This is a genomic window from Nocardia brasiliensis IFM 10847 (assembly GCF_000710915.1).
Taxonomy (GTDB): Bacteria; Actinomycetota; Actinomycetes; order Mycobacteriales; family Mycobacteriaceae; genus Nocardia; species Nocardia brasiliensis_A.
The window spans coordinates 60,288-86,511 of the sequence record NZ_BAUA01000010.1 but is presented as its reverse complement, the minus strand read 5'-3'; the positions used below and the strand labels follow the sequence as shown (position 1 = coordinate 86,511).

The 26,224-nt window shown below is 65.9% G+C and carries 21 protein-coding genes, 1 tRNA gene and 1 pseudogene; 12 read left to right on the top strand and 11 right to left on the bottom strand.

Annotation, left to right across the window (positions count from 1 at the left end; translation table 11 throughout):
* Window positions 1-1,041 precede the first annotated feature (1,041 nt).
* Window positions 1,042-2,817, top strand: coding sequence for an arsenical pump-driving ATPase (arsA, locus tag NBRGI_RS02835; protein WP_029892672.1), 1,776 nt, complete (start codon window positions 1,042-1,044; stop codon window positions 2,815-2,817).
* 227 nt (window positions 2,818-3,044) lie between these two features.
* Here the strand turns inward: arsA and NBRGI_RS02830 are convergent, their stop codons facing one another.
* The 4 genes from NBRGI_RS02830 to NBRGI_RS47165 form a co-directional block, all read right to left on the bottom strand.
* On the bottom strand, window positions 3,045-3,311 hold the full coding sequence (locus NBRGI_RS02830) for a metal-sensitive transcriptional regulator (protein WP_029892671.1): 267 nt from the start codon (window positions 3,309-3,311) through the stop codon (window positions 3,045-3,047).
* A 263-nt stretch (window positions 3,312-3,574) separates the two neighbouring features.
* Window positions 3,575-4,348 (bottom strand): sulfite exporter TauE/SafE family protein, encoded by a 774-nt coding sequence (locus NBRGI_RS02825; RefSeq protein WP_029892670.1) that lies wholly within the window; start codon window positions 4,346-4,348, stop codon window positions 3,575-3,577.
* A gap of 70 nt (window positions 4,349-4,418) precedes the next feature.
* On the bottom strand, window positions 4,419-5,798 hold the full coding sequence (locus NBRGI_RS02820; RefSeq protein ID WP_029892669.1) for an MBL fold metallo-hydrolase: 1,380 nt from the start codon (window positions 5,796-5,798) through the stop codon (window positions 4,419-4,421).
* Window positions 5,799-6,203: 405 nt separating this feature from the next.
* The gene (locus NBRGI_RS47165; RefSeq protein ID WP_148310655.1) at window positions 6,204-6,869 is read right to left on the bottom strand and encodes a hypothetical protein; all 666 of its coding nucleotides are present in this window, start codon (window positions 6,867-6,869) and stop codon (window positions 6,204-6,206) included.
* 548 nt (window positions 6,870-7,417) lie between these two features.
* On the opposite strand from NBRGI_RS47165, the gene NBRGI_RS47160 reads away from it, so the two are divergent.
* From NBRGI_RS47160 to NBRGI_RS49810, 7 genes and pseudogenes are all read left to right on the top strand, one after another.
* On the top strand, window positions 7,418-8,590 hold the full coding sequence (locus NBRGI_RS47160) for a terpene synthase family protein (protein ID WP_148310654.1): 1,173 nt from the start codon (window positions 7,418-7,420) through the stop codon (window positions 8,588-8,590).
* A gap of 1 nt (window position 8,591) precedes the next feature.
* Window positions 8,592-10,148, top strand: a complete 1,557-nt coding sequence (locus NBRGI_RS02805) for a prenyltransferase/squalene oxidase repeat-containing protein (RefSeq protein ID WP_081877895.1) — start codon at window positions 8,592-8,594, stop codon at window positions 10,146-10,148.
* Window positions 10,149-10,474: 326 nt separating this feature from the next.
* A complete protein-coding gene (locus NBRGI_RS02800; RefSeq protein ID WP_029892666.1) occupies window positions 10,475-11,860 on the top strand; it encodes a cytochrome P450 in 1,386 nt (461 codons plus the stop codon).
* Window positions 11,861-11,935: 75 nt separating this feature from the next.
* A pseudogene (locus NBRGI_RS48455) lies at window positions 11,936-12,254 on the top strand (transposase); the annotation flags it as partial.
* Between the two features lie 818 nt (window positions 12,255-13,072).
* Complete coding sequence (locus NBRGI_RS02795; protein ID WP_029892665.1) at window positions 13,073-13,423, top strand: hypothetical protein; 351 nt, start codon at window positions 13,073-13,075, stop codon at window positions 13,421-13,423.
* Between the two features lie 269 nt (window positions 13,424-13,692).
* Entirely contained in the window at window positions 13,693-14,160 is a 468-nt protein-coding gene (locus tag NBRGI_RS49815) for a tyrosine-type recombinase/integrase (RefSeq protein ID WP_051727453.1), read from the top strand.
* Window positions 14,067-14,333: a tyrosine-type recombinase/integrase gene (locus tag NBRGI_RS49810; RefSeq protein WP_370627680.1), complete on the top strand. Its 267-nt coding sequence runs from the start codon at window positions 14,067-14,069 to the stop codon at window positions 14,331-14,333. The genes NBRGI_RS49815 and NBRGI_RS49810 overlap by 94 nt, the downstream gene beginning before the upstream one ends.
* 81 nt (window positions 14,334-14,414) lie before the next feature.
* Here the strand turns inward: NBRGI_RS49810 and NBRGI_RS02785 are convergent.
* Together NBRGI_RS02785 and NBRGI_RS02780 are read right to left on the bottom strand one after the other, a co-directional pair.
* Window positions 14,415-14,487 (bottom strand) — tRNA-Asn (locus NBRGI_RS02785).
* 76 nt (window positions 14,488-14,563) lie between these two features.
* Entirely contained in the window at window positions 14,564-15,484 is a 921-nt protein-coding gene (locus tag NBRGI_RS02780; RefSeq protein ID WP_158439755.1) for an endonuclease/exonuclease/phosphatase family protein, read from the bottom strand.
* Between the two features lie 182 nt (window positions 15,485-15,666).
* On the opposite strand from NBRGI_RS02780, the gene NBRGI_RS47950 reads away from it, so the two are divergent.
* Both NBRGI_RS47950 and NBRGI_RS02770 read left to right on the top strand, forming a co-directional pair.
* Window positions 15,667-15,810 (top strand): hypothetical protein, encoded by a 144-nt coding sequence (locus NBRGI_RS47950; RefSeq protein WP_156055026.1) that lies wholly within the window; start codon window positions 15,667-15,669, stop codon window positions 15,808-15,810.
* Between the two features lie 315 nt (window positions 15,811-16,125).
* Window positions 16,126-16,371 carry a hypothetical protein gene (locus NBRGI_RS02770; RefSeq protein ID WP_014982787.1) on the top strand — a complete coding sequence of 82 codons (246 nt, stop codon included), beginning with the start codon at window positions 16,126-16,128 and terminating at the stop codon, window positions 16,369-16,371.
* A gap of 18 nt (window positions 16,372-16,389) precedes the next feature.
* Here the strand turns inward: NBRGI_RS02770 and dnaG are convergent, their stop codons facing one another.
* The 4 genes from dnaG to NBRGI_RS02750 all read right to left on the bottom strand — a co-directional run bounded on the left by dnaG (window position 16,390) and on the right by NBRGI_RS02750 (window position 21,175).
* Window positions 16,390-18,315 (bottom strand): DNA primase, encoded by a 1,926-nt coding sequence (dnaG, locus tag NBRGI_RS02765; RefSeq protein ID WP_029892663.1) that lies wholly within the window; start codon window positions 18,313-18,315, stop codon window positions 16,390-16,392.
* Between the two features lie 55 nt (window positions 18,316-18,370).
* Entirely contained in the window at window positions 18,371-19,630 is a 1,260-nt protein-coding gene (locus NBRGI_RS02760; RefSeq protein WP_029892662.1) for a deoxyguanosinetriphosphate triphosphohydrolase, read from the bottom strand.
* Window positions 19,631-19,694: 64 nt separating this feature from the next.
* The gene (locus NBRGI_RS02755; protein WP_029892661.1) at window positions 19,695-20,387 is read right to left on the bottom strand and encodes a YdcF family protein; all 693 of its coding nucleotides are present in this window, start codon (window positions 20,385-20,387) and stop codon (window positions 19,695-19,697) included.
* Between the two features lie 92 nt (window positions 20,388-20,479).
* Window positions 20,480-21,175 (bottom strand): MBL fold metallo-hydrolase, encoded by a 696-nt coding sequence (locus NBRGI_RS02750; protein ID WP_029892660.1) that lies wholly within the window; start codon window positions 21,173-21,175, stop codon window positions 20,480-20,482.
* Window positions 21,176-21,243: 68 nt separating this feature from the next.
* Between NBRGI_RS02750 and NBRGI_RS02745 the strand changes: the two genes are divergently transcribed.
* Both NBRGI_RS02745 and NBRGI_RS02740 read left to right on the top strand, forming a co-directional pair.
* Complete coding sequence (locus NBRGI_RS02745) at window positions 21,244-23,211, top strand: TPM domain-containing protein (protein ID WP_029892659.1); 1,968 nt, start codon at window positions 21,244-21,246, stop codon at window positions 23,209-23,211.
* Between the two features lie 59 nt (window positions 23,212-23,270).
* Window positions 23,271-24,089 (top strand): MerR family transcriptional regulator, encoded by an 819-nt coding sequence (locus NBRGI_RS02740; protein ID WP_029892658.1) that lies wholly within the window; start codon window positions 23,271-23,273, stop codon window positions 24,087-24,089.
* A 69-nt stretch (window positions 24,090-24,158) separates the two neighbouring features.
* On the opposite strand, the gene NBRGI_RS44895 is transcribed toward NBRGI_RS02740, so the two are convergent.
* Window positions 24,159-25,598, bottom strand: coding sequence for a molybdopterin-dependent oxidoreductase (locus tag NBRGI_RS44895; RefSeq protein ID WP_051727451.1), 1,440 nt, complete (start codon window positions 25,596-25,598; stop codon window positions 24,159-24,161).
* Between the last annotated feature and the right edge of the window lie 626 nt (window positions 25,599-26,224).

Below are 26,224 nucleotides of genomic sequence, written 5' to 3'. Positions count from 1 at the left end.
ACTGCGCGCAGGACCCCGCCACGGCCGTCGGCACCGCCGATACTGCGGGCCAGAATCCAGCGACGGTGTCCGGACCTCGCTCGCCCTCGCCCACGTCGAAACGCAACCGGTCACTTGCGACTGAGCCACGCCGCTATTCGTTGCCGGTTGATGGAGACGCAGAACGGGTGGTCAGTGGGCGGTCAGACCACCCTCAGGTTTCCACCGACTACTGACACCCGGGTGCACGGAGCGCATACCGCATCACGGCCCTTGAGGCGTTCAGCGTGACGATGTCTCGGTGAACGAGGTCAGTGGCAGCTGGACCGCCCGCACCCGATGCTCGTCCGAGTCCGCGATCTCCTCCTGCCACAGGCGACCCGTCACTGCACTCCCCATACACCAGCAATGCATTCGCCATGACCGCCTCCACGGCTTCCACTCGACGAGCCAAGCCGTCACCATGATTTCCTTTGCAGCACAGGACAATCAAACAACCCAGCGGGTGCCGAGCCAGCCGGGTTGTCTCGCAGCTTTCCGACATCACCCCCGAACACAGAACCCGCACCGGAACCCACAAAACGAAACGATTCCGCAGGCGCAGGTAGCGCGTCCGAAGCCAGGCTCGGCGAGCAACCAGGACGCGCTGAGCGTGCGTCAACGCAATCAACTGGGTCACACCCGAGACGGTCGCGCGCTCACCGCCGAGCAATCCCCTTCGAGCCGTAACTCAGCCACTCGGTCACGGTGAGGACACGGAAGGACGGGTTCCAACTTGTGGGGGACTTACTGGAGACCTTCATGATCTGGAGACGAACTCGGCCCCTGACCATATACGCTGATGCGCTGGTCAGGGGCCTGACTTGAGCTACGCTCGAAACGCCCCATGCACCCAGCAGGTTTCACCCAAGGAACCCCGACGATCGACTCGATTTTGGCCGTTGCTGTTCGACCTGGTTGCCGGTGACGTTCGGCTCTGCACGCGCAGCGGGCCGGTGCGGTCAGATGGAGGCGGCGCCGAGTCCGTTGTCTGTGGTGTGTGATCGAGAGGTGTTGGAGTCGATGGCCGTCATGAAGTTCCTCGCTGAGGCCCCGCGGTACTTGTTCTTCACAGGCAAGGGCGGCGTCGGCAAGACCTCGATCGCCTGTGCGGCGGCGGTGAAGTTGGCGCGCGCGGGCAAGCGGGTGCTGCTGGTTTCCACCGATCCGGCATCGAACGTGGGCCAGGTATTCGGACTGGCGATCGGAAACACCGTCACCGCAATCCCGGGACTGGACGGCCTGTGGGCTCTCGAGATAGACCCCGAGCAGGCCGTGCAAGCATACCGGGAACGGATCATCGCGCCGCTGCGCGGCACCGTCCCCGACACCGATATCGCGGCGATGGCCGAACAATTGTCGGGTTCGTGCACCACCGAGATCGCCTCGTTCAACGAGTTCACCATGCTGCTCACCGACGACACCGGCGGCTACGACCACATCCTGTTCGACACCGCACCCACCGGGCACACCATCCGCCTACTGCAACTGCCCGGGAACTGGAGCCAGTTCCTCACTGGCGGTGGGGATGCCACCTGTCTGGGGCCACTGTCGGGGCTGGACAAGCACAAGGCCGTCTACGCCGCAGCGGTCACCACGCTCGCCGACCCGGACCGTACCCGAGTCATCCTGGTCGCCCGGCCCGCCCGCTCGGCGCTGGCCGAAATCGCCCGCACCCGAACAGAACTCGCTGCCATCGGCATGAACAACCAGTACGTCGTCGTCAACGGCGTCCTGCCCGATACCGTCCGAACCACCGACCCGCTCGCCGCTGCCGTCCACCGCCGTGAACGCGCCGCGCTCGCAGCCATGCCCGACACCGTCGCGGTCCTCCCACGCGACCTGGTCGAACTCAAACCGGCCAACATCGTCGGCATCGACGCCCTCACCACCTTGTTCGACCCCACCCCGCCGTCACAAGCCACCACCACCGCATCGAACGCCCCCGTGCACGCAACGTTGGCGCAGCTGATCGACGACATCGAGGACGAGGGTCCGTGCCTGATCATGTGCATGGGCAAAGGCGGAGTCGGGAAGACGACCGTTGCCGCCGCGGTCGCGGTGGCCCTCGCACGCCGCGGTCACGATGTACACCTGTCGACCACCGACCCCGCCGCCAACCTCGCCGAGACGCTCGGCGGCAGCCTCGAGCACCTGCACCTGTCGCGCATCGACCCGGCCCAGGCGGTCGAGGACTATCGCGCCCGCGTGATGGCCACCAAGGGAGCCACCCTCGATGACGCCGGCCGCGCCGCGCTCGCCGAAGACCTGCTCTCCCCGTGCACCGACGAAGTCGCTGTCTTCCAAGCCTTCTCGCATGTGATCGCCGAATCCCGGCGGCGCTTCGTCGTCATCGACACCGCCCCGACCGGTCACACGCTGCTGCTGCTCGACGCCACCGGCTCCTACCACCGCGACATCGTGCGCCAACTCGCGCCAGGCATCCGTTTCACCACCCCGCTGATGCGACTGCAGAACCCCGCCGCGACCAAGGTCCTGCTGATCACCCTGCCCGAAACCACCCCGGTCCTCGAAGCCCTGGACCTGCAAACAGATCTCGAACGAGCCGGAATCCACCCGTGGGCCTGGATCATCAACAACAGCCTCACCGCCGCCGCACCCACCGACCCGCTGCTGCAACAACGCGCCAACGCCGAACTCGCCCCGATCAGCGATGTCACCCATCACACCCAGCGCTATGCCGTCATCCCCACCCTCGCCACCGAACCCGTCGGAATCCCCGCCCTCACCGCACTGACCGACTCGAGAGCAGCCCTCGGTGTTAGCGAAACTCATTGACCGTCAAATATTTTCGATGATGGCGGTAGTGCCGCCCCGGATACCGGTCGACGTCGGCGAGACCGAATTCCCGGTCGGGAGATCTCAGGCAAGCGAAGCTCGACCGCTTCCAAGACACACCATTGGACCGACAAAGCCGCACAACGATGTTCATCTGGTGAACGCCACTGCGTCGACTACGTAGCCAGCGACTTTCCCGCAAGGCGAGCGTTCGAGCTCCGCACACGTCAGGCGAGCGCGAGGAATAGCTTCTCCAACTCGTCCACCGTCATTGGATCCGCTCGGTCGGCAGATCCATCGATACACTCCCGCAATCCCGCGGCGACAATCTTGAAGCCGGCACGGTCCAGAGCTCGTGAGACGGCTGCGAGTTGTGTGACCACGTCCTTGCAGTCACGCCCTTGCTCGACCATGGCGATCACGCCTGCGAGCTGCCCGTGAGCGCGTCGCAACCGATTGAGCACCAGCGTGATGCTCTCTTCGTTGCCGATCATGGGAATCTCCTTACTTCCTTCTGCGGGTGAGCATACCCTAGGGGGTATGCTCACGTTAGATTCGGCCCAGGTTGGCTCAACGGCGGCCGAACAGCCTCCGGCGATCCGGCGGTGCCGTTACGCCGCATGAACAGCGTTGCGCGACAGGGACATTGCCCAGGACCTGTTCGACATGGTTGCCGCAGCCCTCATAGGTAGGTTTGCCACAGCGGCGGCAGGTGACTCGCTGACACATGGGTTTTCCTTTCTTCGATACTTCGGATTCAGTGGAGGAACAGAACTTTGGCGAGGACGAAGGCGGCCACCGCGAAGACGAGGTAGGCGAACCAGGTCCGCAGCCGATTCGTGTCGACCGTCGCGCCGAAACGACCCGCGGCCAGCGAGCCGATGATCGCGGCAGCGGTGAACGCGGCGGCCAGACGCCAGTCGAGACTGAGATTGCCGAGGTAGGCGAGCATCCCGGACGCGGAGTTCGCGACCACTATGACCAGCGACGTGCCGATCGCCGTGACCATGTCCAGACCGAGCATCAGCACCAGCGCCGGAATGATCAGGAACCCGCCGCCGACTCCGAACAGGCCGGTCAGGAAACCGACGCCGAGGCCGATCGGCACCGCGCGTGAGATACAGCGCCGCCAGTCGACGGTGTTCGCGTCGGTGCGGCATGCGACACCGGCGCCTTGCGATTTCGACAACATCCGCACCCCGGAAACGACCATCAGTACCGCGAAGCCACCGAGGGTGACCGCCGGCGGCAGCAGTCGATTGATCGCACTGCCGGCGAACGCGGCCGGGAGACCGGTGGCCGCGAACACCGCCGCGACCTGCCATTGCACCTGACCGTTTCGTATCCGGCCTATGCTGCCGAACAGTGCGGCGATGCCGACGACCAGCAGCGACATCGGCACCGCGTGCGCGAGCGGGATCCGTAACCCGTAGACCAATCCTGGAACCGCCAGGATCGAACCCCCGCCGCCGAGCAGACCGAGGAGAACACCGATGGCTGCGCCCAGCGCGAGTGTCGCCAGCATCGTCATGGTCTCCTCCTCCGGCCGCTTTCTCGCATCGGCCCGGCCGTGCACCGGGCGGGCGATCGCGGACGCCTCGTCACCGCAGCGTTCGCCGTTGCGCCCACTCGTTGAAGCCCCCACGTAGGTCGCTGACCCGCTCGAAACCCGCGGCCCGCAGCATCGACGCGGCGACACTCGAACGCCAGCCACCCGCGCAGTGCACCACGATCGGACGCTCGACCGGCAGTTCGCCCAGCCGAGACCGCAACTGCGCCAGGGGAATCGAGATCGCCTCCGGGATGACGCCGAATTCTCGTTCGGCGGGGTTGCGGATGTCGATCAGGGTGACGGCGTCGGCGGCGACGAGCCGGTCGAGCTCGGCGACGTCGGTGCGGGGTGCGGCCTGCACCAGGTCCGACAGCTCGGCGGGGAAGCCGCCGGTGGCGTCGACGGTGAAGTAGCCGATCACCGCGTCCGAGCCGATGCGCGAAAGCCGCAGGGCGGCAGCCTGTTCGTCGCCGGGATTGGCGATTAGGGCGACACGGTCGCCGATGTCGGCGACGATGCCGCCGGTCTCGGCGAAACGCCCCTCGAACCCGACATTGACCGAACCGCGCAGATGTGCGACGGCGAAGTCATCGGGTGAGCGGGCATCGATCACGCGAGTCGCCGAGGCGAGTTCGGCGCGCAATCGCGCCGCGGTCAACTCGGGGATACGCCGGTTCGGGTCCAGCACCGGATGCAGCGACTTGTTCAGTGCCGCATCGACATAGAAGTATTCCGGCGCCGCCGGCTGGTCGGTGGTGATCAGGGCGACGAACTCGTCCTCACTCATCGGCTGCACCGACGGGTTGGTGCGCCGCTGTTCACCGATGGTGGAGGTCAGCTCCGCCGACAGGTTCTTGCCGCACGACGACCCCGCGCCATGCGCGGGCAACACCGTCACCGCATCCGGCAAGGTGAGCAGGACCCGGTGGATCGAGTGATACATCGCGCGCGCCAACTCGACGCTGCTGCCGTCACCGAGGTTCACCAGGTCGGGCCGGCCGACATCGCCGATGAACAGCGAATCACCGGTCAGCACCGCCACCGGTTCGGCGTCGGCGCGCTCGCGCACCAGCAGGCTGATCGACTCCCAGGTGTGACCCGGCGTGGCCAGCACCTCGATGTCGACATCGCCCAGGCTCACTCGCTCACCGTGCGCGAGCCTGCGGATCGGGTAGTCGGTTTCGGCGTCGACGCCGAAACCGATCCACGCACCGGTCGCATCGACCAGTTCGAGGTGGCCGGAGACGAAATCGGCGTGGAAGTGGGTGTTGATGACGCCCTCGATGGTCAGCCCGAAACGCTCGACATCGGCGAGGTAGTCGGTGATGTCACGGCGCGGATCCACCACGACGGCGCGGCCGCTGCGCGGGTCGCCGATCAAGTACGAGGCGTGGGAAAGGCATTCGATGTAGTACTGCTCGAGAATCACTGCTTTGTCCTTCGATGGCAGGCCCTTTCACCTGCGATGCCTCCAGAGTGCCATATACCCCCTGGGGTATACAAATACCCTATGGGGTATAGAGAGTGATGCTCCCCACTGCCGCCGATCCGGTTCGATGGCGGCAGCAAAAGACCCCTGCAACCCCTCGGTCTTGCGGTCGAGCGCACCGGGCTCGAAGGCCGCCTTGCTGAGTTCACCGAATCCCTTGTACACGTTGGGGATCGCGTGACGCAGCTCGCGATGCAGAGGAGACAGCTCGCGCAGCATCTGGCAGGCACGCAGCAGCAGGTGAGGAGGCAGCCCCGCACCGAGCGCTGCGTAGGTGACCTGCCACTGAACGTACCGACACCGCCAGCCCGTGCAACCATCACAACGCAAAGTCGCCTTCGATCACTAGCCTTCCAGCAAGAAGATGCTGGTCGGTACGATTCCCATCCTTATCGTGCCCCGCTGAGGGCGCAGCGAACATGGGAACGCCAGCGGCACTGGGTGTGTGGTGCCGTTGGCGTTCTGCGTGATGGCGGTTTTGGCGGTGCGCTGCGCGGCGGCCAGTGTCAGGCCCGAGAATGATGCGGAGGTCGCCCGGTGCTGAAGCTTGTTGTAGCGGATTTCGAGTCGTAGGGCTTCGAACAAGGTCCGGGCGAGTTGTTCTGGCATCTGCTCGACACGCACGGAGCCGGTGGGCAGTGATTCGATCAGTTCCGAGTTGGGCACGAGTTGTTGTTCGTCTTCCAGCCCTTTGAGCCGTTCACGTAGCTGTGATTGCTGTTCACGCAGTTCGCGACGGCGGTCGTTGATGTCGCGGAGCATCTCCTGGTCGGGTTCATCGACGAGTTCCAGACTACCGACGAGTCGTTTGCCTTTGTGGTCGATGTCGGCGATGTCGCGGCGCACAGCGGCGATCTTTTCTTCATGGTCGCGGGCGGCGGCGATGCCGAGATTACGGCAGTCCTCATCCGCGAGGGCATCGACGAGCTGTTGGAACTCGTCGTCATCGATGGGCTCGAAGCGGGCAGCGAAATGTTGTTCTAAGCGGGTCAGATTAGTTGCGTAGTGCACAGGTCGGACAGCCCATGTTCTCCCAACTCTGGGGCGAAGGAGAGCAGTCCATCGCTGAGTGTCTTACGGCCCTTGACGTCACCTCGGATGTACGGTGGAATGCTATGCCAGCTATTGTCAGCGAGCTCGGTGCGATCCCGCCCGGGAAGAGGTCGCTCGCCAAAATCTGGCGTACGTCACAGTATGCGCGACTGACATGGCCTCTATGCACCGAATGGTGTCCCGCAGGCACGCGAGCTACCGCATAGTCGACTCCATGGCCCGAATGCCGACCCCGATCCTACGGCGGCAGCTCGTCGGCCGACTGCCTCGGAAGTTGGTTCCCGCGCAGACGGTGGACGTGTCAGCAATCTCTAGGCGCGGTCTCGCCGGAGTCTCGGAATCCTGTTACGGAGTAATGGCTCGCCCCCGCTCCACCGCACGGCCGCGGCAGCTTCCCAGAAGTACCATTCGTGGTAGGGCGATTCTTCTGGCGACTCTTAGCGGTATGCGTATTCCCGTAGCAGAGAGGTCACTGGCATTCCCTTGATGAAAAGGCGAGAACTGTCATGAATTTCATCTATACTCCGAGCTCTCGATCTGATCACGGCGAGCATAATTCTCGTTTAAGGCTGTGGTGTCCGATCCCATGCGAGAACAGCCCTTTCGCCGACCTGATCGAAGAGCGAACAACAGCGTGGATCTACCACCAAGGTCTAGGAAACGATGCGGAACACCGGGACCAACTGGCACAGCGGAGCTCGATCGGGCAGTGCGCCTCCAGATGGTACCCCGATTCCGAGGTAGACCTAGCTCAGATCGGTGCCGATTTTCTCGCATTGACATTTGCTCTGGATGACTTCATCGATCTGCCGCATAAAAGCGGAGACAACGTGAGCCGCATCGTCCGCCTAGCCAGGTTTACCCGCCCAGCTGAAGCACCCGAGTCGCCGCCTTTGGACGACTCACCGCTCGGAATGGCGTTAGCAGACATTTTTGGTCGGCTATCCCAATACGCAACGTCTGTTCAACTAGCCCGGTTCGGTGAAGCGTGCAGGAAGATGTTCGTCGGCCTGGTATGGCAGGATTCCCTGCTGGCCGATGATCTCAGTCACGACTTGAACGAATACGCAGCGATGCGGATGGCCACTGTATTTGGACCGTGCTACACCGCTCTAGCTGAAATCCTGCATGGCTATCAGCTCGATTGTGATGAGCTGACCACACCGACTGTCAGGGCGCTGTCGGAGATGAGCTGGTGGCTTACCGGTTGGCACAATGATATCTATGCCTGGGCGAAGGAGGCGGCTAGTGGTGCGCCAGACATCAACGCAGTCGCTGTCATAGCGAGCCACAACGGTGGATACGTAGAACACGCCATGGCCGAAACGGTAGCTCTAGCAAATCAGGTCATGGCATTGTTTCTGACGCTTCGCGCGCAGACGCAACGACAAGCCTCGGATCCATTGCGGCTGTACTTGCAAGACCTCGGTCGATATATCTCTGGATGTTTGGAATACTATAAAACAAGTTCACGCTATCGTGAAGGTATAGAAACCAGAGACGCCGCACTATTGGAAAATATCTGGCTAGACAACAGCGAAGTACAAGTCGATCCGGACGCTCCACCCTCCATTCCGACTATCGCGTGGTGGTGGAAGTTGTGCTCGCCCATGCATCTCGCCATCGACGCAACTCCGTCCAAGGGCAGGACATCTCGAAACGACGCGGAAGACTATTGAAATGATGATCCGCGCCTCCCTGTGTCGAACAGCCAGCGAGTGCTTGGATTCAGCTGTGATGGCCGTTCTCGATGCGCAGGAAGATTCGGGTGGCTGGGCTGCGCCCGGAATGCCTCGCATATTCGACAATGCCGTGGTTACTTTCGCGCTTTCAAATACACCGGCTGCAAGAAATGCATGCATGCGTGCGCGGTCATGGTTGAAGCACGCACACCCGCAATCACACGACAAGTTCAGTAAATCTTCCGAGCAGTGGCTCCAGCTACTGGCTCTGAATCCAACGTCAACTCCGCCACCGTTTCCTGAATTCTCGCACAGTGACTCTTTCCCCTATGAACGCCGCACCCACTTTCTACACGGATTGGCTGTCTCGGCTGGATCGGCTAATTCCGATGCTATGACCCTGCTCGAGGACTCCAGGAAGATGCTCGGAGTCGAACGTGGTCGATCCCTCAAGGAATGGCAGCGAGCCATGCTCCTGGCCACTGAGACCATCGCCCTATCAGCCCTGGGGCAGGCCATTCCCAACGAGGCGGTGCAGGCGATGCGGGCAGAACAGAAAAGTAATGGTTCGATCGCCGATCCGATGCCTATCGTAACCGCGCTATGCTTCATCGCGCTCGAGACCGTGGCTCCAGACCACAGCTCCACCCACCGAGCGCTGTCTGCCCTGCTGCGCGATCAGCAGGCAGATGGCACGTGGCGGTTCTCCGCCGCCTTCGATGTGTGGGACACCGCCGTGATGGTCCGCTGTCTTCGTGCTCACCCATTGTTCCGCCGGCACGCGCTTCCGGGCGCACTCTGCTTCCTGGAAGCTACGCAGCAATCCGACGGTGGCTGGGGCACGATCTCGGCACATCCCACGGGCTTGCCAACCGCCTCCGACGCTGACACCACCGGCTGCGTTCTGCTAGCCCTGAACGGCGCTCCCCACGGACAGCGAGTCTGGCCTGCCGCAGCGGGATTCGCCCGCGCCTGGCGTACCAGCGACGGGTTGTGGGCAACATGGAAGAGCGCCGACGACACACCGGCATATGACCCCACTGCACACATGGTCGCTGGAGTGCGAGTTCATGATTCAAACGCAGTGGATACGCTTCCGGCTGTCGCGTGGCTCGGCGCAGAGTACGAACGCCACGGCGAATGGGCGTCGACCTGGTATTCCTTCCCATCCTATGCAGTCCGAGAGGTTGCCCAGGCGATCGGCTGGCAATCCCCACACAGCCAGCGTGCGCTACATCGGCTCGTCGGCACCCAGCAAGCCGACGGTGGCTGGCCTACCAGCAAAGGTGCGGACTGTTCCAGCCCCGCCGCCACAGGGTTAGCACTGTCCGCGCTGGTCAACGGCGCACCCCGCCACCCGAACCTCGGTATTGCCATCGAGCGGGGCATCGCCTACCTCGTCGACACCCAGAACCCCGACGGGACCTGGACCGTGAAGGATCCTTTTATGCTCGGCCCCCGGCCCTATCGGAACGTTCAGCCAATGCAGTCTCACGCCTGGGCAGCCCTCGGACTTTGCGATGCGTTGCTCCTGAACGAAGGAGAAGGAACATGAATACCCCTACGAACGTAAAACTTCTCCGCCTTGTCGACGGCTCCAGATTCCCTCTGAACAACCGATCCCCGACGGGGATATCCGATCGGTTGAAGACAACTGCGATACCAGGCCGCCGGGCCATACAGGTCCAACCACCACCATCCCCGACTAGAGGGGCTCGTATCCGGAATGAGCGCGACAACAATGAGCACTGGCTGATTCGCGCCGATCTCGAGCGACATTTCGTCTATCCGTATCAGAAAATTGTTCTCCGCCGCCACACCGTGGGATACCGACGGGGACTACCCAAGCTGTTATCTGACGCATGAAAGAGGAGTCCTAGCATGTCATCAGCATCACCAGTGCCAATCGTGACAGCACCGCAAGGGCTACCAGGGCTGGGACATCTCGTCCCACTCCTGCGTGACCCACTCGATTTCTTATCATCACTCCCTCGCTATGGCGACTTGGTCCGTATAGGTATCGGGCCATTCACCGCAGTAGTGGTCTGTGATCCTGAATTATTACGTCATATGCTAAGGCATGATCGGATATTCGATAAAGGCGGACCATTCATTGAACGCACCAGGGAAGTAGTCGGCGATGGACTGGGCACTTGCCCGTACTCCCAGCACCGCCGCCTGCGGCGGCTGCTACAGCCAGCGTTCCATCCGACCCGGATCGCTGGGTATGCATCAGTGATGACCCCACGGATCGCACAGTTGGTCGAATCCTGGCAAGACGGGCAGACCGTTGACTTTATCCGACAGTTGCACGCGCTCACATCCGGGATAACAGCTGCAACTCTACTCACCGAGTCGGTACCGAAGCCGACCCTTGATCAGATGATCAAGGATGCGGATGTCATCTTCGACTGCATGGTTCGGCGCGCATTTATGCCGTCTCCACTATTGCGGTTGCCGATTGTTGGTAACCGCGCCTACCTGCATGCGATCACGAACCTACGAGGCACTCTGGCTCAGCTCATCGACGCGCGCCGCGACGCGGGCGTCGATAAGGGTGACCTACTGTCGGCGTTGATCACCTCCCGCGACGACAGGGGTGGCAAACTCAGCGATATTGAAATAATTGATCAAGTTATCACCTTTTTCCTTGGAGGCACCCAAACCACCGCTAACACAGTGGGGTGGGCGTTGTCCATGCTCAACCAACATCCTGACGTCGCTGAACGTTTCCATACCGAAGTCGACTCTATTCTGAAAGGACGGCCCGCCAGCTATGAGGACCTGCCCCGCCTGCCGGTTACCACCAGAATTGTTATAGAGACCTTGCGCCTGTGGCCAACGCTCTGGTTTCTCACACGCACCATTACTACAGACACCGAACTTGGCGAATACGTGCTCCCCGCGGGCACCAACATCTTTTACAGTGCCTATATAATTCACCACCGAGCCGACCTCTATCCTGATCCTGATCGTTTCGACCCGGACCGATGGGATCCGGCAATCACGAACACGCCTCCACATAGAGTATTCTTCTCCTTTGGCGATGGTGCCCGCAAATGCATCGCTGACACGTTCGCACTTACTATGGCGACAATGATTCTGGCCACCATTGGCGCACGCTGGCAAGTGCACCCGATCTCCGGCAATGACAACCGCCCTGCCCTGTCGTCGGTTCTGCGACCCCGGAAATTGTGTATGCGTGTTACCGCACGCACGCCATCTGCACGGAGGTCGGGACATTACGAGTTTGATTTCTACAGCTGACACGTACAATTCCTCCAGGAGAAATTGTGCCTACTGGTGATGATGGGCGTCCGGGCCGAAAGTCGCAAGGCTGCGAAATCGGCGCAGACCGGCGCGAAGACGGCGTTGAAGTACAACTTACCTGGCCGAGTATATCGGCGAGGCGCAGCTGGCGGTGAAAGCGTTCGACACTGACTACGGCGCAAAGTATCCCAAAGCCGTAGCGAAGATCACCGGTGGTCTCGACATGCTGCTCGAGTTCTACAACTGTCCTGCCGAGAACTGGATCCACCTGCGCAGCACAACTCGATCGAGTCGACCTTCGCCTCGGTGTGGCTGCGTACGAAGGCCATGAAGGGACCCAGCCTCCCGCGCCGCCGGAATCGCCATGGCCTGCAAGCAGATCGAAGCCGCCTAATCCCAATGCGGCGCAGTTGGGGCCTGCCAGCAGATCGGCGACCACGTCCGGCGATACCCGATGCGCAACCCGGGCCACCACCCGGCCCCGCCCCGCCCAGCATCCCGCCGCCAACACCAGCCGACGCTGCCGCTCATCCAGGTGCGGCAGCAACTCCGCGAACTTCACCGCCAATCGTCCTCGTTCACCACGAAATCGCCCATACCGCAACATCGCTCGGAAACAGACCGACGGTCCGTGTTGATTATCGACAGTCGCTAACTAACCGACATCGGAGCTAGTCGGCCACATGATGCGAAAGGCTCGACGCGATTCGACGACAGGAGACCTCGGCCGCCTCGCTCAACGAGTTGGAGTGGTACTGGTCCAAGAAGAAGGGTCGGGCTGTTCCCCTCGTCGCGGGGAGCCTCGGGCTGTGGCTGGTTTGAGCGGTAGGTGCCGTCCGTCCATAAAGCCAGAGTTAGCCCGATGGCACCGATGGAGACGATCCTTCACCGGCCCAGACCCGCCCTACTGCTGATAATCGGTTTGAATCACCAACCGTCCACCCGAAACCCGCAGGTCGTCCCCGTTCCATGTTCGAAACGCCCTGCCGAGGGCGCGCACCTGCGACGAGTGAGACACCTACAAGACGCGTCTTCACCTGAACAGCAGCAGTTCATTACCGGATTTGTCTGCATGCACTGATCTTCTGACCTGTGCGCGCTACCTGCGATCTCCCCGGAGTGTGATCGCCGCACGCGTGGTTAGCCAGAGGCACGGACTGCCAGTTCGCTTCGGCGACTTCGAGCAGCTATGCGCCGGATATCCAAACTGTGACCGCCTCCGAGGTGGATTTTCGGATGCTTTGCGGCCAGTACAGGGTGCCCAGACTGAAGAACCATCCCGTGCACGAGGTGCTTGACCCAACGAACGCACCGGAGGGGTCACGCTCGGAGCTCACCGTGCGCGCGTTCTCTATAGACGAATGGCTGCCTGCGATCAAGATGGCCGTCGACGCCACCACCTGCGACAACTGGCAGGCATTCGTCCACGCCTACGTCGTACCCCGCCTCGACGCCGGCGATCTGCACAAACTGACCGCACCGATGCTGGTCAAGTTCTACACTCAACTACTCACCGACGGACGCATCAAGCCCGACAACATTCGCATGCACGAGTACTGACTCGAGGCGACCGACCGCGGCCAGCAGCCCACACCCCCGCAAGATCGAGCAAGCATGCGGAGTGACCATCCACGCCGCCCGAGCCGCCGTGCGCCGCTTCAAATCCGGGCGGATCCCAAACCGAAACCAGCTGGGCTGGAACCGAAAGCCGTCCGCAACATCCACCTCGCCATCCACCCGCCCTCGTCGACGCCGTCGCCTGGAAGCACCTCGTCGACAACCCCGCCGACAACGCGAAACCACCCCGCGTCGCTCGAACACGACGTCCGGTGTGGACGCCCGAGCAGGCCACCCGGTTCATGGACAGCATCTGCTTCGACCGCTTCTACGCACCGGTCCGGCCGGAATGGACAACCGGGCTACGACGCGCGGAAATCTGCGGAATCCGCTGGCTCTCACTGGATCTCGACGACGGAGTCCTGTCGGTGCACCAGGGCCGGGTCGTCGTCGCCGGACGCACCCAGGACGCCGAGGCCAAATCCGAGAACTCAGTCCACCTGATCGCTCTCGACACCGAAACCGTGTACGAACTGCGCAGCTGGAAAGCCGTCCAGGATCCGAACGCGCGCTCTACGGTGACGACTTCCGCGACACCGAGCTGGTCTTCACCTACGAAGACTGCCGCCCCGTACACCCCGATTCAATCCGGGAACGATTCAAGCGCCTCGCAGCCCGCGCCGGGCTACCAGAAATCCGCCTCTACGATCTCCGGCACACCTACACCACCGCGTCACTGATGGCCGGGGTCAGCCCGAAGGTGGTCAGCCAGCGCGCCAGGCACGCCGACGTCGCCTTCACCATGAAGACCTACCAGCACGCCCTGCCCGGCGTGGACGAGGACGCCGCCGCCCGCGCCGCCAACTACATGCTGAGACGCCGCGAAACCCCTGCGACGGCACCGCACCCATGAAACTGAGTTTGGCTAATGATGCCGACGCATGAAATACGTCAGGCCCCTGACCATTTTACCTGGCCAGGGGCCCGACTTGTGCTCCCCCATCTGGACTCGAACCAGAAACCTGCCGATTAACAGTCGGCTGCTCTGCCAATTGAGCTATAGGGGACTACCCTGGCTCGCCTTGCTGGGCGGGCCGAGGAGAAACTTTAGCGTATGGGCGGGCGGGGGCCCAAATCGCGTCGCTACCTGCTGTGTTGTGGGGATTGGGTGGGGGTGAGGGTGGCGGTGGTGGCTCGGTGGTCGCCGGCGGTGGGTGGGAGGACGGCGGCGGCGCGGGTGGTGAAGCCGCGGGTGAGGATGTGGTCGGGGCGGGTGAGGGGGAAGGGGGACGGCCAGGTGAAGCCGAAGCCGCTGCGGGCGTCGTGCAGGGTGTCGGTGAGGGTGCTCAGGTGGGGGTCGGTGGAGGCGGTGTTGAGGTCGCCGAGGATCAGGAGGCGGTCGGCGGGGTCTTGGTGGACGAGGTCGCTGAGGGTGCGCAGGGTGCGGTTGCGGGAGTCGGTGTCGCCGAAGCGGACGCTGCCGAGGTGGACGGCGTAGACGGTGACTTCGCCTGTGGGCGTGTGCATTCTGGTGCGGAGGGCGCGGGCCCAGCCTTGGCCGAGGTCGAGGCGCTGGATGTCGGTGAGGGGGTAGCGGCTCCACAGGCCGACGGTGCCCACGGTGGCGGCGTAGGGGTGTGCGGGGTCCAAAGTTGTTGTGACCGCGGGCCGGTTGCGGTCGGTGAGTTCCTGGACCGCGACGACGGGTACGTCGGCCAGGGCGGGGGCCGGGCCGCCGGTGCCGAGATTCTGTGTGGCGACGCGGAATTCGCCGGTGTCGGTTTCGCTGCCGGGGCCGGCGACGAGCTGGGGTACGAAAAGCACGGCCCACGTGGCGATGGGCAGCGCAACGGCCAGCAGGCCTACCCGGGATCCGGTTGCGAGCGCAACGGCCGCCACGAGGAGCGTGGGGGCCAGCAGCCACGGCAGGAAACTCTGCACCGGCTGGGCGATGAGTTCGGGTAGCCAGCGGCGGGCGACGAGCAGCGCGCCCAGCGTCAGAGCAGACGAGGCGAGCGCGACGTCACGCGCGAGGTGCCCTTGCGAAGCGGTCTCATGCAGCATGCGGGCCACGGTGCCCGCGGCCGATGAGAGATTGATGAAATCCGCCGAATGCCACATCTACCGGTAACAAGCGGTAACAGTATGGCCACCATCAGGGGAGACTATGGGAACTACAGGGCTGAGCGCGGCACTGAGCGGGAACTCCTCAGCGACCCGCTGAGCAACGGAACGAGGAGGCCGACATGAGCGAATTCGCCTGCGGCGATTGCTGGCGCCGAGAGAACCTCACCTTCGCGCAACGACTGGACCCGGCGCACATCCGCCGCAGCAGCCGTTACTACCTGTGCGACGAGCATCGGGCCAAGCGAGAAGAGCTCGCCGCCTGACACTGGTTCGCCTCGAACCGGGTCATCGCCCGACGATGACCGATCGCGGATCCGCCGTGTGCCCGAATCCAGTCGCCGGTCGCTGTGCCGTGGACGGCCCAACGCCTATACGGCTCCACCACGAAACATGGTGTGGGTCTTTCCCATTCGGTGGCGCACCGGTGGAAGAACGGGGCGTCGGCGGTCTTGCCACGCTCCGGTCCGGCGATGGATATCAGCCAGGCGCCACCCAAGTGCGCCTATCCGGATCGACAGGTCTGTCGGGCGTCGGGCAGGATAGAGCGGCGAACAGGCAACTGGGAGGAGCACATCGAGATGCTGCGGTTGATCATCGGCGTGGCAGCCGGGTATGTACTCGGCAGCAAGGCCGGGCGAGCTCGCTACGAGCAGATCAGCGCGGCGACCCGGGCGCTGACCGAGAGCCCGGTGACCCGCAAGCTCGTGCTGGTGGGCAGGCAGCGCCTGTCGGACAAGCTGAGCACCCGCCCGAAGCTGGAACCGATGGAGCCGCTGGACGAACGCACCACGGTGCTCGTCCCGCAGGATCAGCTGCGCCGCTGACCGCGCGCCACCGGTGCGCTAGGCGCCGGTGGCGAAATCGTCGTGGTTGCCCATCGCCTGGGTGAGCAGGCTCTTGCGGTACTGCTCCAAGGCCACGAGGTCACCGAACAGGGCCATGTACGCGTCGGGCTGCTCGGTGGACGACACCCGCTGCAGCTTCGACTTCAGCTCGGCGATCTGCCGGCCGACCCACGCCTCCTGGGTGCGTGCCAGCACGCCGGCGACGAAGCGCGGGATCCCGGCCGCGTTCTTCACCGGTAACGGCTCGCTGGCCAGTTCGGAGAGCAGAGCGCGCATGGTGAGGTCGTCGGTGCGGTCCGCGACCGCGTTGAGCCATTCCGCGCCGCCGAGTCCGGCCGCGGTGCCGCCCGCCTCGGTGATCAACTGGCGGATCGCCGCGTAGGCGGGGTGGGTGAACGCGTCGGCTTCCAGCGCGTCGAACGACGCTCCGGCCATGGCGGGGTATTGCAGCGCTGCCGCCAGTACCTGACGTTGCGGCAGCAGGGTCGGATCGTTCGGCTTCGGCCGAGCCGCAGGATGTTCGGCGACCACCTCGGGCTGCGGGGCAGGCTGCCGGGCGCCATTGGCGGGGCGGGCGCCGCCCATGCGATTCCGTTTGGCTTCGTCGCCGACCCGGCGCACCACGGTCTGGATATCGTCCCAGCCGACCCAGCCGGCCAGCTTCGTCGCGTAGGCCTTGCGCAGTGCGTTGTCCTTGATCTGGGCGACCACCGGAATGGCCCGGCGCAGCGCCTCGACCTGCCCCTCGGCGGTGTCCAGATTGTGGTCGGCGAGCAGGCCGCGAACGACGAACTCGTACAACGGGGTTCGGCGGGCCACCAGGTCGCGCACCGCACCGTCGCCGGAGTGCTGGCGCAGCTCGCACGGGTCCTGGCCGTCGGGCGCGACCGCGATGTAGGTCTGGCCGGCCAGCTTCTGGTCGCCCGCAAAGGCTTTCAGCGCCGCAGCCTGGCCCGCCGCGTCACCGTCGAAGGTGTAGATGATCTCGCCGCGCCAGAAGTTGTCGTCGAGCAGCAGCCTGCGCAGCAGTGCGAGATGCTCGTCACCGAAGGCGGTGCCGCAGGACGCGACGGCGGTTTTCACCCCGGCCAGGTGCATGGCCATCACATCGGTGTAGCCCTCGACGACCACGGCCTGGTGTCCCTTGGCGATATCGCGCTTGGCCAGGTCGAGGCCGAACAGCACCTGAGACTTCTTGTACAGGATGGTTTCCGGGGTGTTGATGTATTTGCCCGGCATGGTGTCGTCGTCGAACAGCTTGCGCGCGCCGAATCCGATGACGTCGCCGCCGAGGTTGCGGATCGGCCAGAGCAGCCTGCGGTGGAATCGGTCGATCGGGCCGCGCTGGCCCTGCCGGGACAGCCCGGCCGCCTCCAGCTCCTTGAACTCGAAACCCTTGCGTAGCAGATGCTTTGTGAGCGTGTCCCAGCCCGCGGGGGCGTAACCGCAGCCGAACTGCTGCGCGGCGGCGGCATCGAAATTGCGATCGGTGAGGAACTTGCGCGCCGTCTCGGCCTCCGGCTCGCGCAGCTGCGCCATGTAGTACTCGTGCGCGGCGGCGTTGGCCGCGACCAGCCGGGAGCGGGTGCCGCGGTCGCGCTGCACCGAGGTGCCGCCGCCCTCGTAGTTGATCTGGTAGCCGATCCGATCGGCCAGCTGCTCGACCGCCTCGACGAAGCCGACGTGTTCCATCTTCTGCAGGAACGCGAAGACGTCGCCGCCCTCGCCGCAGCCGAAGCAGTGGAACAGGCCGTGGTTCGGCCGGACGTGGAACGACGGCGACTTCTCGTCGTGGAAGGGACACAACCCCTTCATGGAGTCCGCGCCGGCGCGTTTCAACGCGACGTACTCGCCCACGATGTCTTCGATCCGGACACGGTCACGTATCGCCGCGATATCGCGATCTGGAAGTCGTCCGGCCACGGCAGTGAGCGTACCCGGCGCGGCCCGCGTTCTTCACCTGTGGCTGTTCACACGCTCAGACGCCGAGCAGCGCGGCCACCCGTTCGAGCCTGCTCTCGGTGTAGGACGCGATCTGATCGACGATGACGCGCACCCGCGCGGTGTCGTCGGCCGCGGCGTGCCACCAGGGCAGCAGCAGTGGGTCGAGTCCGTTCGGCGCGGTCGCGAGCAGCCGGGTGGCGACCGCCTGGATCTGGTCGCGCTGCCCGGCCTGGCGCAGTTTGTGATCCCGATCGGACATGACGTAGTGCAGCGCGACGGTCTTGAGCACCGCGACTTCGGCAGCCGCGATGAGCGGCACCTCGAGATCCGCGCCGTACCGCAACAGCGGTCCGGTGCCCGCGATCTCGCGCGTCGCGGTGATCGCGGCGGTGGCGAACCGGCCGACGAGTTCGCTGGTGAGTCGTTTGAGCGCGACCGAACTGGCCAGGGTGCCGTCGTAGGCGGAAACCGCGGCGACGACCGGCAGCTCGGAGAGGCGTTGCGCCGCGGCGACGAGTTCTTCCGCGGACAGCGGGTAGTGCTTGTGCCTGCCCAGGCTGGCCAGCGCCTCCTGCTCCCACGGGTCGGCCAGCGCCCGCAGATCGATACGTCCCGCGATGACGCCGTCCTCGACGTCGTGCACCGAGTACGCGACATCGTCGGCCCAGTCCATGATCTGGCATTCCAGGCTGCGGCGACGTTCGGGCGCGCCCTTGCGAATCCAGGCGAGCCGTTCGGCGTCGATGTCGTAGGCGCCGAACTTGGTGCCGGGACCGGTTCTGCCCCAGGGATACTTGAGTGCCGCGTCGAGCGAGGCGCGGGTGAGATTCAGGCCCGCGCTGACTCCGGCGGGGTCGAGCACCTTGGGTTCGAGGCGGGTGAGGATCCGCAGGTTCTGCGCGTTGCCTTCGAAACCGCCGTGCGCGTCGGCGAAATGGTCGAGCGCCTTCTCGCCGTTGTGCCCGTACGGCGGGTGACCGATGTCGTGCGCCAAGCCGGCGAGGTCCACCAGATCGGGATCGCAGCCGAGGCCTTCGCCGATGCTGCGGCCGATCTGGGCCACCTCGAGCGAATGGGTGAGCCGGGTGCGCGGGGTGTCTCCGTCGCGGGGACCCATCACCTGCGTCTTGTCGGCGAGCCGGCGCAGCGCCGCCGAATGCAGCACCCGGGCCCGGTCGCGGGCGAATTCGGTGCGGTGCCCGACCTCGAATTCGCTGCCCGGCGCACCGAGGCCCGCGGTCTTCGGCCGCTCGACGACCAAGCGTTCGTAGTCCGGCTCACTGTAGTTCTGCACTACTCCACCTCGCTCACGCACGGCGCTTTCGGGCCCAAAGCCCTGCCGCGCCTTCGGTTCTCGCTCACTGTCCGGCCGTATATCGGAAGTCCGCCGCGAAATGGGTGAGCTGATACCAGAGCAGAGCGCCTGTCTCCCTGGCGATTCCGTGGGCCTGCGACTCGCGGGTGTAGACGGCGGGACCGGTCCGGGTCGGCGCGGTCCACGCGTCGAGCCCCTCGTCGCGGGCCATGGTGCGGGTGCGCAGCGAATGCCACGGATCGCTGACCAGCACGGCGGCCGACATATCGCGGGCCTGCATGGCGGTGGCGACCGCCTCGACGCTGCGCAGCGTGTCCGAGCCGGTTTCCACCGCGAGGATCCGGTCGCTCGGGATGCCGCGCGATTGCAGATAGTTCTTGCCGGACGCCGCCTCGGTATAGAGGTCACCCTCCTGTTTGCCGCCGACGGTGATCACCCGCGGCGCCACGCCGAGCCGGAACAGCTTGTAGGCCTGGTCGAGTCGCGCCTCGAACACCGAGGACGGCGTTCCGGAGTACTGCGCGGCGCCGAGCACCACGATCGCGTCGGCGGGGGTGTAGTCGTCGATCCGCGCGACCTGCCAGACCCGGAAGGCGGTCCCGCCGACCAGCACCAAACCCATCAGCACCGAGCCGACGACCAACCGGCGCGTCCAGCGCAGCAACCCGGCGGCGAAGCCGCGCGCGGGCGCCGTGGCCTGGGCAGGGTCGGGCGCCGCACCGGCTCGAGCGCGCATCGATGGCAAATCCACTCCCCAAGTCTGCCAGTAGGTGTCTCGCGCGCGGGTTGTTCGGCCCAGCGCGACGGGGGTGAGGCTACCGGCCCGCGCTACCAGCCGCGTTCGCGCCATTCACCGAGATGGGGACGCTCGGCGCCGAGCGTGGTGTCGTCGCCGTGGCCAGGATAGACGACGGTGTCGTCGGGGTAGCGGGCGAAGATCTTGGTCGTCACGTCCTGGTAGAGCGAGTCGAAGGCGGCCGGGTCGGTGGTGCGGCCGACGCCGCCGGGGAACAGCGAGTCGCCGGTGAACAGGTGCACCAGACCGTCGCCGTCGGTGCAGGCGAGGGCGACCGAGCCGGGCGTGTGGCCGCTGAGATGGATGACCTCGAACGAGAGGTTGCCGACACCGAGGTGCTCGCCGTCGGCGAGCAGCCGATCGGGACGCACCGGCAACGGATCGGCGTCGAGCGGGTGGGCCGCGGTCGGCGCGCCCGTCGCGGCGGCCGTCTCCTTCAGTGCGAACCAGTGGTCCGGATGCTGATGGGTGGTGACGATCAAAGCGATCTGACCGGGCGCCACATGATCGACGAGGGCTTCGATGCGCGCCGGCTCGTTCGCGGCGTCGATGAGCAGCGTGGCGCCGGTACCCGTGCATTGCACCAGGTAGCAGTTGTTGTCCATGCCGCCGACGGACATCTTGACTATGCGCGCGCCCGCGACATCGCGCTGCTGCGGATTCGAATCCGCCGAAACATGGCCGGTGTACGGGCGATCGATGGTGATCACGTTTCCGATGCTAGCCATCCGGCGCCGGCCGCGACCACTCGCGGCGGCACCCACCGCCCCGACCTGCCGCGCGCTAGATTCGTCGCATGTCGCTACCGAGTCGTGTCGTCCGCTGGACCGCCGCGGTGGCGGCCTGTCTCGCCGTCACCCTGACCGGTGCGCCGTTGGCGCACGCGGAACCGCCGGCCCGCCTGGACACCTACGTGGTCGATCCGGCGAAAGTCCTCGACCAGGGTCAGCTCGATCAGGTGCGCTCGGCGGTGAACCAGCTGTACGCAGACCACCAGGTGCGGTTGTGGGTGGTCTATGTGCGCGATTTCGACGGTCTCGGGTCGCAGCAGTGGGCCGATCAGACCGCGGCGAAATCGGATCTCGGCACGCGCGATCTGTTGCTCGCGATCGCGACCCGGGATCGCGCCTACCGGCTGGCGGGCAACGCGCCGAGCGGTGTCAGCGATGCCGAGCTGGACAGCCTGCTCAGCCGGGAGGTGGAGCCCGCGCTGCGCGACGGCCGTTGGGCGGACGCCGGCATCGCCACCGCGGACGGCCTGAACTCGGCGATGCGCGGCGGCACCGACATTCGGGTGCTGTTACTTCTGGGCGGCGTAGTGGTGCTCGTCATCGTGGGGCTGGTGCTGTACTCCCGCAAACGAACTCGCACACGAGCACGCGCCGAACTCGCGGCGGCCCGGCAGATCGATCCGGACAACACCACGGCACTGGCGGCCTTGCCGGTCGAGGCGTTGGACACGCGCTCGCGCGAGGCGCTCGTCGAGATCGACAACGCGATCCGGACCAGCGGTGAGGAGCTGGAGCTGGCCACCGGCGAGTTCGGCGCGACCGCCACCCTCCCCTTCACCACCGCGCTCGACCACGCGAAAACCGCTGCCGCCAAGGCCTTCTCGATCCGCCAACGACTGGACGACGATATTCCGGAGACCCCGGACGAGCAGCGCACGCTGCTGGTCGACCTGATCGGCACGGTGGGCCGCGCCGACCGTGAACTCGACGCCCAGGTGGCCGAATTCGACGCGATGCGCAACCTGCTGATCAACGCCGCCGACCGATTGGCCGGTCTCACCAGGGATCTGGTCGAGCTGAAGAGCCGGGTCCCCGCTGCCGAAGCGGAGATGTCCCGGCTCACCGCCGCACATCCGGCGAGCGTGCTGGCCCCGATCCACGACAACGTGACCATGGCGGGGGAACGAATCACGTTCGCGGAGCAGAACATCGACGCGGGCCGCAGTGCCCTCACCCAGCCCGTGGGCAAGCAGGGCGGCGCGGTGGCCGCGATCCGCGCGGCCGAAGCCGCGGTCGGGCAGGCCCGCACACTGCTCGACGCCGTCGAGAACGCCGCGACCGATATCCAGCAGGCCCGCGACGGACTGCCCGCCGTGCTGGACGAGCTGCGCCGCGATATCGCCTCCGCCACCGAGCTTTCCGAGTACGGCGGCCCGGAACTGGCCGCCGCGACCGCTGCGGCGCAAACGGCGCTGACCAAGGCCGCGGCGGCTGCGGAGGCCGACCCGTTGGACGCCTTCCATGATGCCGTGGCCGCCGACACCGACCTGGATCGTGCCATCGCCGCGGCCACCGACCGCAAACTCGCCGCCGAGGATCTGCGCCGGCGGCTCGACCGCGCACTCACCGACGCGGGCACCCGGGTGCGCGCGGCGGCCGACTACATCACCACCCGGCGCGGCGGAATCGACGCCGAGGCGCGCACCCGGTTGTCCGAGGCGCAGCGCAATCTCGCGGCGGCGCAGCAGCTGAGTCCCACCGATCCGGTACAGGCGCTGTCCAACGCCCAGGCCGCCGCCGAACTCGGCGGACGCGCGCTGCAGGCTGCGCAGGCCAGCGTGCGGGCCTGGGAGGCGAGTCGACCACCGTCGGGCACCGCGCAGGCGGGCGCGGTACTCGGCGGCATCCTGATCGACGGACTGCTGCGCGGCGCCGCGAGCGGCGGCCGCCGTTCCGGATCGGGCGGCTGGGGCGCTGGCTCCTACGGCGGCTCGTCCGGGTCGCGGCGCATCAGCCGCGGCGGCCGCTTCTGATCGAATGCCGGGCGCCGCTTGACCCTGACACCGTGTGAGGCCATAGACCGGGAGTCGTTATGTTCACCATCGGAGACTTCGCCAGACACGGACGGGTGTCGGTGCGCATGCTGCGCCACTACGATGCCATCGGACTGTTGCGCCCGGATCGGGTCGATGCGTCCAGCGGCTACCGCTACTACTCGGGCGGGCAGCTGGCCCGGCTGAATCGCGTTGTCGCACTCAAGGAGCTCGGCTTCACGCTGGACCAGGTCGGCCGCATCCTGGACGACAAGGTCACGGCCGCGGAACTGCGCGGCATGCTCACGCTGCGCCGCGGCGAGCTGGAGCAGCGCATCGCGAGCGACAACGCCCGGCTCGCCCAGGTCGAATCGAGGCTCCGCATCATCGAGAAGGAAGGCGCCATGCCCGTCCATGATGTGATCGTCAAACCCCTGCCCGCCGTTCGGGTGGCCGTACTGTCCGATACCGCAGGCGATTTCGAGCCCGGCTCGATCGGCCCGGTGATCGGGCCGCTGTTCGAGGACATCTGCCGCAGGCTGGAGGTTGCGGGCGTACCGACCGTCGGGTGCGGCATCGCGTATTACGAACAGCGCGAAGACGGTTCGGTGCTCGCGCACGCCGCCATGCCGGTCGATGTCGAACCCAGCGCGGCCTACGATTTCGAGATCGTCGACCTGCCGGCCGTCGCGAAGGCGGCCACGGTGGTGCACAAGGGCAGCATGAACGAGGTGCTGGAACCGTGGCAGGCGCTCGGTCGCTGGATCGACGAAAACGGTTATCGCACCACCGGTCCCAGCCGCGAGGTCACCCTCGTCTACACCGAGGACCAGAGCGGCTGGGTGACCGAACTCCAGGAGCCCATCGTCGCCAAGTGACCGCGCTCAGGGGGAACTGGTGGCGGCATCGCCCGAGAGCCGCCCGCCACCAGTTCCCCCTGATCTTGGTCAGGCCTGGACGGTGACCGTGTGGAAGCCCGACGGGCCCGTCGGGAAGGGCGCGCGATGCTTGCCTTCCTGGACGTCACCGGCACGGCTGATGGCGCGGGCCTGCACGACGTGTTCGCCCGGCGGGAGGTCTACGGTGGTGCGCCAGCGCCGCCACGCGGCCGGGGCGAGTTCGGTACCGAGCTCGGCGGGGAACCAATCACCTTGACCGATACGAACTTCCACACCTGATACGCCGTGCGGTGGCGCCCAGGCGACACCCGCGACGGTGGTGGTGCCGGCGGCCGTCCGGCCCGGCGCGGTGACGTCGATGCGGGCCTGCGGAGACACCCACAGCGGCCCGGCGGGCCAGCCCCGCTTCCACCAGTAGTCGACGTGGCTGTCGTCGGCGAGCTCCAGCTCCCCCAGCCATTTCGCGCCGGTGTACTGGCCGTACAGACCCGGTACGAAAACGCGGGCGGGGAAACCGTGGGCGGGCGTGAGCGGTTCACCGTTCATGCCGATCACCACGTAGCCCGGCCATTCGCCGGAACGCAGCGGCTCGACCGGCAGCGAGATCGTGTAGCCGTCAACGGCTTTGGTGACCAGCCTGGTCGCGCCGGTCTCCGGGATCGCGTGCTTCAGCAGATCGGCCAGCGGAACGCCGAACCAGCGCCCGTTCGCCGCCCGTCCCTCGCCGGGACGGTTGTGCACGCACACCATGACGGCGTCGAATTCCACCGCGTCCTCGGCCAATTCGGCCAACGACAGGCGCAACGGGTGGGCGACCTTGCCGGTGACCGACAGTCGCCAGTGGATCGGATCGATCCGGGGCGGACGCAGGTTCACGTCGGCGACGTACATCCGCCGGGCCGCGGTGACCAAGGGCGAGAGGCCGGGCTCGCCCTCCAGGCCGTCCTCGGGTACGACGCCGAGCGCTCCCATCGGCCCGACCCGACGAATATCGTTGTCCTGCTTGCGATCCAGATCGTGATGCAGGGTGTGCGCGGCCGCGAACATCCCGCCGCCCGCCGCCGCCCAGGCGAGCGTGCGCAGCAGTCCACGCGGCCGCCGGGGCAGTCCGGTGGCCAGCACCCCGGCCGCGGCGACCGCGCCCGCGACAGTGGACGTGGAGCGGGTGGACAGCCGGGTCGCCAGCGCCGCGGCACCGGCCCCGAACGCGACCGCGGCGGGGGTGCGCAATCGCTGCGGCAGCGCACCGAGTCCGACGGTCGCCGCCACCGCGCCCGCGCCGACGCCCAGCCGGGTGGCCGCCTTGTCGTGCCGGCCCGACATTGCGACGGTGGCTTCCACCACCGGCACCGGCGTGACGTCGATCATGGCCCGCCCGAGGGTGTCGATCAGCGAACCGCCTCTGGTCGCGGCGATCGCCTCGCCGACGCCGAGCGCCGCTATCCCGACCGCGGCCGCGCCCAGCCTTCCGTCTCCGTTCGTCAGCATCGCTGGCACCCGCTTCCAACCCGATCGTCCGCTGTCACCCAGCATTCTGCCCGACCGGTCCCATTGGCCCCCTCGTTTCATCCCGCCGTCCCGAGTGCGGGACCGCTGCCCGGGCACAGGACCGCCACCCGGGCCGGTCGCCGACCGGCCGGACAGGATGCCGACAGCAACGCCGACCAGCGGCGGCGCGCTGTGCACACGATCGGGTCGCCCGCGCCGCGCAGAGATTGGCGTCCCGCGCACTGATTCGCCGACAATTTCGTGCGCAGCGCAACGAAACGTGCGCCGCACCGTCGTTGCCTGCCTAGCCCCGCCCACCCAGTCTTTACCCGGGCAGTCGTCGCCCGCGTAGCCGCGCCGACCTGGACGGCCGCGCCGCGCATAGATTCGCGTCCCGCGCACTGATTCGCCGACGATTTCGTGCGCGGCGTAACGAAACGTGCGCCGCACCGTCGTTGCCTGCCTAGCCCCGCCCACGCAGTCGTTGCCCGGGCAGTCGTCACCCGCGCCGTCGTTACCCGCGCCGTCGTTACCCGCGTAGCCGCGCCGACCTGGACGGCCGTGCCGCGCATAGATTCGCGTCCCGCGCACTGTTTCGCCGACGATTTCGTGCGCGGCGCAACGAA